The sequence below is a fragment of the Roseateles sp. P5_E11 genome, from assembly GCF_054049355.1.
Map to the genome: position 1 here is coordinate 1 of NZ_JBFUMO010000412.1, position 5,331 is coordinate 5,331.

At 68.3% G+C, this 5,331-nt stretch carries 6 protein-coding genes and 1 pseudogene; 5 read left to right on the forward strand and 2 right to left on the reverse strand.

Annotated features, from left to right (window positions below):
- Positions 1 to 489: hypothetical protein (locus ACXJKR_RS23310; protein ID WP_457324832.1), on the reverse strand; the 489-nt coding region annotated here is incomplete at its 3' end.
- A 173-nt stretch (positions 490 to 662) separates the two neighbouring features.
- Positions 663 to 1,001 (reverse strand): thioredoxin family protein, encoded by a 339-nt coding sequence (locus tag ACXJKR_RS23315; RefSeq protein WP_457324833.1) that lies wholly within the window; start codon positions 999 to 1,001, stop codon positions 663 to 665.
- 88 nt (positions 1,002 to 1,089) lie between these two features.
- Between ACXJKR_RS23315 and ACXJKR_RS23320 the strand changes: the two genes are divergently transcribed.
- From ACXJKR_RS23320 to ACXJKR_RS23340, 5 genes and pseudogenes are all read left to right on the forward strand, one after another.
- Positions 1,090 to 1,338 (forward strand): hypothetical protein, encoded by a 249-nt coding sequence (locus tag ACXJKR_RS23320; protein ID WP_457324834.1) that lies wholly within the window; start codon positions 1,090 to 1,092, stop codon positions 1,336 to 1,338.
- A 285-nt stretch (positions 1,339 to 1,623) separates the two neighbouring features.
- Positions 1,624 to 3,258 carry a methyl-accepting chemotaxis protein gene (locus ACXJKR_RS23325; RefSeq protein ID WP_457324835.1) on the forward strand — a complete coding sequence of 545 codons (1,635 nt, stop codon included), beginning with the start codon at positions 1,624 to 1,626 and terminating at the stop codon, positions 3,256 to 3,258.
- A gap of 18 nt (positions 3,259 to 3,276) precedes the next feature.
- Entirely contained in the window at positions 3,277 to 3,738 is a 462-nt protein-coding gene (locus tag ACXJKR_RS23330) for a chemotaxis protein CheW (RefSeq protein ID WP_457324836.1), read from the forward strand.
- Between the two features lie 23 nt (positions 3,739 to 3,761).
- Complete coding sequence (locus ACXJKR_RS23335; protein WP_457324837.1) at positions 3,762 to 4,982, forward strand: CheR family methyltransferase; 1,221 nt, start codon at positions 3,762 to 3,764, stop codon at positions 4,980 to 4,982.
- A 1-nt stretch (position 4,983) separates the two neighbouring features.
- Positions 4,984 to 5,331: pseudogene (locus ACXJKR_RS23340) on the forward strand (chemotaxis protein CheW); the annotation flags it as partial.

Sequence of the window (5,331 nt, forward strand, 5' to 3'; positions counted from 1 at the left end):
GTGCAGCAGGGCCAGGTCCAGCGAGCTGTCCGCGTGGGCCACCCAGGCCCAGGCGACGCCATAGATGCGCGGCAGGCCCTGCAGCGGTTCGTCGGCCAGCCGGGGCAGGCGCTGGAAGTAGCTGCGCGGCAGGTCGTGCAGCACCTCGTCGAGCTGCTGCTGCACGATGCGGGCGTTGTCCAGCAGCCAGGCGTGGGCGGGGTCGATGTCGGCCTGCAGGCCTTCCTCGGACAGCACGCTCAGGGCGGCGGCCCAGACCTGCAGATTGCTGCGCAGCCGCGGCGAGAAGGGGCGGGGCTGCTGGCGCGGATCGTCCACCCGCTGGGCCGCGGCCAGGCTGCGGCCATGTTCGGCAAAGCGGTCGGCACCGAACTGCACGGCTCGCACCGGGGCAGCGGCCGCTTCGGCGCCGCCGGCGAGGCGCAGGAATGCTTGTGCAGCGCCGGTGGGCGTCAGGTCATGCGGCGGGTGTTGCGGCGGTGCGGACATGCTCCGACTTTGGGTGCCGGCGCGCCGCCGGCACAGCAGCATGCGTCGCGTGTCTCTGTCAGCGCAGTCCTACATCTCCCCCATGAAAAACGTGGGTTCTGCCGCATCGTGGAAAGGCAGCAGCTTTTGTCAGCTCGGACAGGCCGTTTTGGGCGGCCTTGACCCTGGCCAGCTCAGGCTTCGCTGCGCAGGCGCGAGGCCAGCTCGACGTAGGCCGGTTCGACGGGCATGGGCCTCGCGTCCGCCAGGTGCGCCCGCAGCACGCGCCTGAGCGTCTCGGGCTGCGGCGTCAACGGCCCGGCGAAGCGGATGTGCTCGCCGTCGGCGATGAGCAGCGTCGGGAAGGTCTCGATGTCCAGGTCGCCGATGAGTTCGGCTTCGTCCTCGATGTCGATCCAGCGCACATGCAGGCCGGCCTGGGGCAGTTCGGCGCAGGCGGCTTCGAAGATTTCTTGGTAGGACTCGCAGGTGCKGCACCAGGCGGCGCAGAGGCAGGCGATGTGCAGGGGCATGGGCCAATATGGTGCCATGGCGGGACAACGGGCTGTCGTCGTGCTGGAATTCGCAGACTATGCTGCCCTCAACCCACGGAGAGACCAGATGCACAACAACACGCTCCAACCCGCATTCCTGAGTTCGCTGATGACAGCCGGAGCGAACCTCGAGCTTATCTACAACGACCTGGCGCCTCATGCCAACGACAGGATGACGGCGGCGTTGGCACTGGCCAAGCACGCCAGGGAAACTCAAAGGCAGCTCAGGTTCATCGGCATCAGTGCCGGTACGTCGGGCATCAAGCATTTGGCCGAGGAGGGTGAGGGCTACGTCACCTTCTCTCTCGTGTACTGATCGTCAATCGAGCGCCGCCAGTGCCGGCTCTGGGCCATTGCCCATTGCGCGAAGGCTTGCAGCTCGGACGAGCCTTCCCGGTCGGCCCATTGGCAGAGGTAGAAGCCGCGCCCCCGATGACAAAAAGCCGCTGAAGGCACGACGAGCCGCCCGGCGGCCAACTCCATTTCTTCGCTCGGGATGTTCGGCACCGCACGGAGATCGCGTTAGACAGGGCGTACGGTGAGCTGCATTGCGTCGACTTGCCCGCCGGGCTGATGACGCAGGGCGAGGGAGCCGAACTTGATGAATATCTTGACCGTGAGGCACCGCATCCTCGCCAGCTTCGCCGCCGTGCTGGTGTTGATGATTGTCATGGGCGCTGTCATCTACAGCCGCCTCGCTCGCGTGGCTCAGGACGCGACCGTCATCCAGAAGGAGGCCTTGCCCGGCATGCTGTACAGCAGCCAGCTGCTGGCCGCCTGGCAAGAGAACTTCGCGTTGACCCAGGAGCAGGTGTTCGAGAAGGATGAAACCGAGGCGCGCAAGATCGAGTCGCAGTTGCAGGTCAACCGGGCTCGGCTGGAGACCCTGGCCAAGAGCTACGAGAGCACCATCTTCTCGGCCGAGGATCGCGAGAACTACGAGGCGTTCAAGAACCTCCACGTTGCCAATCCTTACCTGCGCACGCAGGACGACATCTTGAAGCTGAGCGCGGCCAGCAAGCGCGACGAGGCCCGGGCGCTGCTGCACAGCCAGCTTGACCCGCAGTACAACAAGCTGCGCGCCGCCGTGCAGTCCGTCGTCGACTACAACATGGCCGATGCCGAGGCGGCAGGCCGGCAGATCATGAGCGCGGTCGCAACGGCCAACATGGCCATCCTGGTCAGTCTCGCCGCGGCACTGTTGCTGGCGCTTGCGCTCGGCTATGTCCTGCTGCAATCGATCACCCGGCCGTTGCACCGGTTGCTCACCGCCACCGACGCGATCAGCACCGGTGACTTGACGCAGCGGATGAACCTGGAGCGGCGCGACGAGTTCGGCACGCTGGCGCAGGGGTTCAACCGGATGACGGAGAAGCTGACGGAGCTGTTCGGCCAGGTCCAGCAGTCCGGCATCCAGGTCAACACCTCGGCGACCGAGATCGCCGCCACATCCAAGGAGCAGCAGGCCACCGCCAGCGAGATCGCTGCGACGACCACCGAGATCGGCGCCACCTCCAAGGAAATTTCCGCCACGTCGCGCGCGCTCGTGAAGACGATGAGCGAGGTGTCGCAGGTCGCCGAGGAGACCGCCTTGCTGGCCGGCGGCGGGCAGGAAGGCTTGCAGCGCATGACCGAGACCATGCACAACGTGATGGAGGCGGTCGGCTCGATCAACGCCAAGCTCGCCGTGTTGAGCGACAAGGCCGGCAACATCAACCAGGTCGTCACCACCATCACCAAGGTGGCCGACCAGACCAACCTGCTGTCGCTGAACGCGGCCATCGAGGCCGAGAAAGCCGGCGAATACGGGCGCGGCTTTGGCGTGGTTGCCACTGAGATCCGCCGGCTCGCCGACCAGACCGCAGTCGCCACCTACGACATCGAACAGACGGTCAAGGAGATGCAGTCCGCGGTGTCGGCCGGCGTGATGGGCATGGACAAGTTTTCCGAGGAGGTGCGCCGCGGCATGCAGGAGGTGCAGCAGGTCGGCGCGCAGCTGTCGCAGATCATCTCGCAGGTGCAGGCCCTGGCGCCGCGTTTCGAGGCCGTCAGCGAAAGCGTGCAGACGCAGGCGACCGGCGCCGAGCAGATCAGCCAGGCACTGACACAGTTGACCGAAGCCGCCCAGCAGACCGTCGACTCGCTGCGCCAGTCGGGCCAGGCGRTCGACGGCTTGCACCAGGCGGCTGGCGGGCTGCGCAGCGGCGTCTCGCGCTTCAAACTGGCGCAGGCCTGAGGCCCGAGGGCCGGCCGGATGCTGTTCATCCTCTTTCAGATCGGCAGTGAACGCTACGCCCTCGACGCGGGCCAGGTCGTCGCCATCCTGCCGCGGCTTGGCGTGAAGGCGATCCCGCTCGCGCCGTCGACGGTGGCCGGCCTGTGCGACTACCGAGGTGTGCCGGTGCCGGTCATCGACCTCAGCGAACTCGCGCTCGGCCGCCCGTCAGCGAACCGCCTGAGCACGCGCATCGTGCTCGTGACTTTCCCCGATCCCGCAGCCGGCCCGCACCTGCTCGGCCTGTTGGTCGAAAGGGCGACGCAGACGCTGCGCCGCGAGCCGGCGGAGTTCGTTGCGGCCGGCGTCAACGTCGACGCAGCGCCCTGGCTCGGCCCGGTGACGACCGACGCGCAGGGGCTGATCCAGCGCGKCGAGGTGCAGGGTCTGCTTCCGGCGTCGCTGCGCGCGATGTTGTTCGACGAGGCCGGGGCAGCGTGATGGACATGACCCGTTTCGAGCAATTGCTCAAGCAGACGATGGGCCTGGATGCGGCCTCGATCGGATCGGCGTCCGTCGAGCGTGCGGTGCAGGAGCGGCTGTCGGCCTGCGGGCTGGCGGACGCGCAGGCCTACTGGGAACGGCTCTGCGGCTCGAGCGTCGAGTTGCAGGAACTCATCGAGGCGGTGGTCGTGCCCGAGACCTGGTTCTTCCGCGACCCGGCAGCCTTCGTGGCGCTGGCGCGCCTGGCCGGCGAGGAAGCGCCTGCTCAGGCGCAGGGCGTGCTGCGCTTGCTGAGCGTGCCGTGCGCGACCGGCGAGGAGCCCTATTCGATGGCCATGGCATTGCTCGACGCCGGCTTTCCGGCCAATGCGCTGCGCATCGATGCCGTCGACATCAGCCTGCGTGCGCTGGCGCGGGCGCAGGTTGCGGTCTACGGCCGAAATTCGTTTCGCGGCAGCGACCTGGCGTTCCGTGATCGCCACTTCATCGCGACGGCGGGCGGCCACAGCCCGACGGAGGCGGTGCGCGGGCTCGTGCAATTTCGACCGGGCAACCTGCTGGACGGCCTGGTGGCCGGGACGGGGCTCTACGACGTCATCTTCTGCCGCAATGTGCTGATCTACTTCGACCGCGCCACGCAGGACCGCGCCATCGCGGTGCTGGGCCGGCTGCTTGCGCCGCGCGGCTGGCTGTTCGTCGGCCCGTCGGAGACGGCCCTGCTGTCGGATCACGGCTTCGTCTCTGCAAAGCTTCCGCTCGCGTTTGCCTTCCGCAAGGGGCCGGCGCCCGGCAGCGTCATCAAGCTCCGTGCAACCCCGGCGCCACCCAGGCCCGTACGTGCTCCGGCCCCGGTGGCCGCGCCCCCGCGGCCCGCTCGGCCCCGGGTGGCGCCCCCCGCTACCGCGCCGCAGGCGACTGTGCGGGCCGAAGCGGCGACGGGCATAGCCCACGCACAGCGCCTGGCCGACCAGGGCCACCTCGCCGAGGCTGCGTCGCACTGTGAAGCACATCTGCGCGAGCACGGGCCTACGGCCGATGCGTTCAATCTGCTCGGCCTGGTGCGCGACGCAAGCGGCAACACGGGCGATGCGGCCGACCAGTACCGCAAGGCGCTCTATCTGAACCCGAATCACCACGAGGCGTTGATCCACCTTGCCCTGCTGCTGCAAAAGCAGGGCGACGCGGCCGGCGCGCGGCGCTTGCAGCAGCGCGCGAGCCGGCTGCAACCAGGCGGGGCTTGACATGAACATGCAAGTGGCCCTGGACGACTGCTGGAACCGCATCGGCATTCGCGGCGATGGTTCCTGCCCGGAACTGAAGCAGCACGTGCACTGCAGCCACTGTCCAACCCACGCCGCCGCCGCGCTGGCCTTACTTGACCGGCAGGCGCCGCCCGGCTACCTCGCCGACTGCACCCGCCACATGGCGCAGGCTCACGAGGCTGGGCTGGCCGAGGTGGGCTCGGCGGTCATCTTTCGCATCGGTGCCGAATGGCTGGCCCTGCCGACGCCGGTGTTCCAGGAAGTCGCCGCCTTGCCGGCGATCCATTCGCTGCCGAGCCGGCGCGGCGGCGTCGTGCAGGGTGTGGCC

Excerpts from the sequence above, each read along its gene's own strand:
- ACXJKR_RS23320 (WP_457324834.1), top strand. The coding sequence starts at position 1,090 with ATGCACAACAACACGCTCCAACCCGCATTCCTGAGTTCGCTGATGACA.